Origin of the sequence: Peribacillus sp. NPDC058002, assembly GCF_042886655.1 — a bacterium.
Lineage (GTDB): Bacteria > Bacillota > Bacilli > Bacillales > DSM-1321 > Peribacillus > Peribacillus aracenensis.
This window is the reverse complement of the sequence record NZ_JBHVQU010000291.1, coordinates 1-4,124: the sequence shown is the minus strand read 5'-3', so window position 1 is coordinate 4,124 and position 4,124 is coordinate 1. Positions and strand designations below refer to the sequence as shown.

Here is a 4,124-nt window from a genome sequence, read left to right as displayed (position 1 = left end):
ACGTAGAGATTATCCTTAAAAAGAGCGAGACCCTTATATTGAATATGATCGTCTTTTTTCCCGATAATAGGTAGAAAAGGATCTTGTTCGAACCCGTCATATTGATTCAGGAAAGCATGAACAGTTGGCTGAGGAACAATATCTTTCAGATTTCTCTCCATGAAATCGGAAAGATATTCAGCAGATGTTGGCGCATTAGGATAATCAAAAGTTAACAGCTCCTCTACGCTGCCGTCCACGACCGCCATGTAAACATCTCTGCCAATATCGGTAGAGCGTCCAAGCGGATCAGTAAGCTCGGCGATTCCGTGTTTTGCCAGCTCTTTACTAATCAAAAAATTTTGCAAACGTCCCGTGGCGAGCTTTCTTTGGGCCTCCATCTGCTGCTGTTGTAAGATGTCTAGAATGGTATGTCCGACCCCCGTAAAGAAGGCATTGAGCGGCTTAACATCTATCCCCGCAGGATAAAAAGGAGCGGCGGCTGTTCCCTTCATCCGTTCCCCGTCCACATAGTCATAACCAATGGCGGAAACGTGCTGGATATCTTCAAGTATCTTTGTTTCAATGGAATAATTAAACAGCAAGATGAGCGTAAAGATGATCCAAAAGAGGTACTTTTTCATGTCGTTCGCCTCATTTTACTTTTAATCATTTGGAAAAAGAAGAGAAATGGAATGTAGGCATAAATGACGTAAAGACTCACGAAGCCAATTATTGTATTTAGCTGCTCGATCTGCTCGCGGGTTTTCAAGAGAACAGCCGCCACAGCTGTCATGATGAGTACTACAATAAGGCTATGTTTTTGCTTCACGCTAAACAGCTGCTTCAGTCCTCTCGTGCCGGCCCAAATAAGCAAACAAACACTATTAAGTACGTTAAACAGCCAAAGGGAAAGCCCCATAAACTCAAACCTTTCAAGAAAAGGAAAATCAGCAATTTTCCAAAAAGTTAATGTCGGCCAAATCGACTCAAGTAATTGAGCCTTAGTAAAGTACATAAGGGAAACGATCATTATTACTAAATAACTAAAAGTACTGAACGCCGCTCCATAATGTACCCACTTTTGCGAGCGTGGAGCATCTTTTATAAAAGGATAAAAGAAAAAAAGTGTTTCAAATCCCGTTAAACTATACGTCATCTTTTTAGAGGCGGATAAGAACTCAACTGCGGTATGATCCAAAATAGGCAAAAGATGAGAAAAATGCACGTGCCGTAAAGGGAACTCTAACATTATAAAAAATATAGGAGTCGTTAAGATGAAACTTAGGAAGCAAATCCCAACAACGACTCGAAAGCCTCCGATTACATACACATAAACGAGCGAAGAGACAATCAGGGCCATATACCATGTTTCCAATTGAGGAAAGATCCAGACTTGAATCAATTCGATATAATTACGGAACACAGAGACAGCCAAAGTCAGCAAATAAACAATCAAAGCCAAACTGAAGAGCCCTCCAAGCCCTTTTCCAAACAGTTCCTTGTGGATAACAGTAATATCATTCGTTCCTTTATTTAATATTTGATAAATCATCCACAAGACAATATGGATCGAGAGACCGGCGATAATAACAGCAATCCAGGCATCATTGCCCACGACTTTAACAATATACCGTTGAAAGCTGAAAACGCTCAAGCCAAATTGCCCCGCGACAATAAGATAAAAAACAAAGAAAGGAGAGACTTTCCGGCTCTCCGGCGGTAAGGGCAGCATACAGCACCTCCATATGCAAATTAGTCATCAATATCCCATTCTTTTTTTTGCGAAGCCTCCTGCTGAAATCTCTCACGGTCTTTTGCTCTTATTTGGAGGGGACGTAGTGCTTGCTTGCTGAACGGCAGCCGAATAATAGAGTCTTTGAAATCCTCCACGCGCAAAGGATAGAGCGGCTCAAGAAAAGGACGACCAAGAGAGGTCAACTTTAATAAATGAGACATAAGAAAAGCAAAGCAGACGGCGACACCGACAAGGCCTAGCAGCTGGGCAAGCAGGATAAAAGGAAAGCGAATCAAGCGGATCGCGTTGCTGAGCTGGTAGATAGGAGTAGTGAAAGAAGCAAGCGCGCCTGTGGCCACGACAATAAGAAGTACATTACTTGTCAAACCTGCTTGAACAGCCGCTGTTCCGAGCACAATCCCGCCTACAATCCCAATCGTTTGGCCAATCTTTGTCGGCAGCCGAGCGCCTGCCTCCCGCAAAAGCTCAATCGCCAATTCAAGGAGAATAGCTTCCAAAAAGGGTGGAAATGGAATACTGCCCCTTGATGTAATCAGCAAGCTCAGGACATCCCGGGGGATCATTTCATAATGATAAGTTAAAACGGCTACATAAGTAGATGAGGCTAAAACAGAGAAAATAACCGCAAAGAGCCGGAGAAGCCGGAAAGCGGATGCGACATTCCAAATGGAAAGATAGTCCTCAAATGCCGCGAAATATGTAACTAATGATACGGGACCTGATATTGCAGTGGGCGATCCGTCCGAAAAGATGGCGACTTTCCCTTCAGCTAGGACTGCGGCAAGCCGATCAGGCCTCTCTGTGTCGAGTAACTGTGGGAATGGCGAGTTTTTATTATCGGTGATCATTTGGCTGAGAAACGAACTGTCGGCAACTTCATCGTATTCAATCCCTTGAATCCGCTGAATGACCATATTCACGTTTTCCGGGTCAGCGATTCCATTCACGTAGACGACCGCGACCCGGGTTTTTGATAACTTTCCGACCATCAGTTCTTTTACCTGCAGCTCGAGAATCGGCAGGCGTTTACGCACGAGATTTAAATTTGTATCGAGTGATTCAACAAAAGCTTCCTTCGGCCCAACCACTGAGTATTCCGTTTCCGGAGTGGCTACTTGCCGCTTTTCGACGGCTAGTGCCGGAACAGGCAGGCAGACAGGCTGCCCTTCTTTTTTGTAAAAAATCAAATTTCCGGTCATTAATTTATCTTGAATATCCGATATATTGTCTGTAATAGAAAGATTCTCGATTGATAGCTTTTCTTTTATTTCTCCTAAAGTATAAAGCTCATCTTCTTTAACTGTAGGGAGAATATCGTGGTGAATAATCTCTGGTTTAACTAAAGTTTTAAAATAGGCAATGAAAAAGGGAGAGTTTTCATGAAGCCTGAAAGTAAGAAAGTCTGCTGACTCTCCGCACGCTGTTAATAGCTTGGCAAGCTCGCTTTTTTGAAAAGCTGAATCTGTTTTCCGCATTGGAAATTTAACCTCCCTTTGATATTGCTCTGGGGAAAAGTAAATTCAATAATTTTAATATGGGTATAGCAAACAAATCTTATACACTTATCAAATGCGAATAACAATAAGGGAGAGTTACCTAGGTAAACTACACATGAAAAGAAGATATGTATTTTAATAAAAAATCTTAGTAGCAATTGGAATAAAGATCTTCACTTGCAAGAACCCATTTTGAATGTCGCTCTAGACCAACTACTAGATGAGGAAAACAAGGTGATCCTAACCCCTGCAATCCAGCTCACATCATTACTTCATATGCTTAAGAACACAATTATGAGGGCATTAAGGGGAATTAAGGAAGCATTGTTAAGAAGTGTAGGTAAGGTCAGCCAGTTATATCTGGTTGAACAATTTTTATATCGATATATGATAACGGTAGCCGGGATAGAACGTTCCTGCCCGTGGGGCTTGGACCCCGTCAACTAAACAGTTCGCCCCCTAAAGAAAGTCTATGCGATCCATTTGTGGAAATCAGATGTGTTTGGAGAGCATCAAGAAAGGAACTCTTCTCATGACATTAGAGTTTTTTTCTCTTTTTTGTGGCTGTTTATTTAGAAATAGAAAAGTAACGTAATTCATCTATAATACGTATAGACTTAATCTTATGGATTGTGGGATTATTAAAAGTGAGAAATACAGGTATGCATAAAAAGTCCATCCATACGGTCCAGGCCTATAAGTGAGAACTTATTCAATTTATCAAATAATTACTCACTTATTCGGAGGAAATCAATGTAGACTTGAATAAGTTTAAAACCCATTTCGAAATTGGTTTAAAAATTGAAGAAATGAAAAATAGTCCAGATTTAATAAATAATATTTCCACACATACATCTAATTCATGTATGTTTGTTTACTTACCTTCTTTC

At 41.1% G+C, this 4,124-nt stretch carries 4 protein-coding genes; 1 reads left to right on the top strand and 3 read right to left on the bottom strand.

Translation table 11 applies throughout. The features are described 5' to 3' along the window. The 3 genes from ACFVSH_RS23725 to ACFVSH_RS23715 all read right to left on the bottom strand — a co-directional run. A partial coding sequence (locus tag ACFVSH_RS23725; protein ID WP_483878313.1) for a Ger(x)C family spore germination protein occupies positions 1 to 623 on the bottom strand: 623 nt, incomplete at its 3' end. Then, positions 620 to 1,714 (bottom strand): GerAB/ArcD/ProY family transporter, encoded by a 1,095-nt coding sequence (locus ACFVSH_RS23720; protein ID WP_387594917.1) that lies wholly within the window; start codon positions 1,712 to 1,714, stop codon positions 620 to 622. The genes ACFVSH_RS23725 and ACFVSH_RS23720, both read right to left, overlap by 4 nt. A gap of 20 nt (positions 1,715 to 1,734) precedes the next feature. Next, positions 1,735 to 3,213 (bottom strand): spore germination protein, encoded by a 1,479-nt coding sequence (locus ACFVSH_RS23715; RefSeq protein WP_387708172.1) that lies wholly within the window; start codon positions 3,211 to 3,213, stop codon positions 1,735 to 1,737. Between the two features lie 255 nt (positions 3,214 to 3,468). Between ACFVSH_RS23715 and ACFVSH_RS23710 the strand changes: the two genes are divergently transcribed. Continuing rightward, positions 3,469 to 3,681, top strand: coding sequence for a hypothetical protein (locus ACFVSH_RS23710; RefSeq protein WP_387708170.1), 213 nt, complete (start codon positions 3,469 to 3,471; stop codon positions 3,679 to 3,681). Positions 3,682 to 4,124 lie beyond the last annotated feature (443 nt).

Excerpts from the sequence above, each read along its gene's own strand:
- ACFVSH_RS23720 (WP_387594917.1), bottom strand. The coding sequence starts at position 1,714 with ATGCTGCCCTTACCGCCGGAGAGCCGGAAAGTCTCTCCTTTCTTTGTT.
- ACFVSH_RS23715 (WP_387708172.1), bottom strand. The coding sequence starts at position 3,213 with ATGCGGAAAACAGATTCAGCTTTTCAAAAAAGCGAGCTTGCCAAGCTA.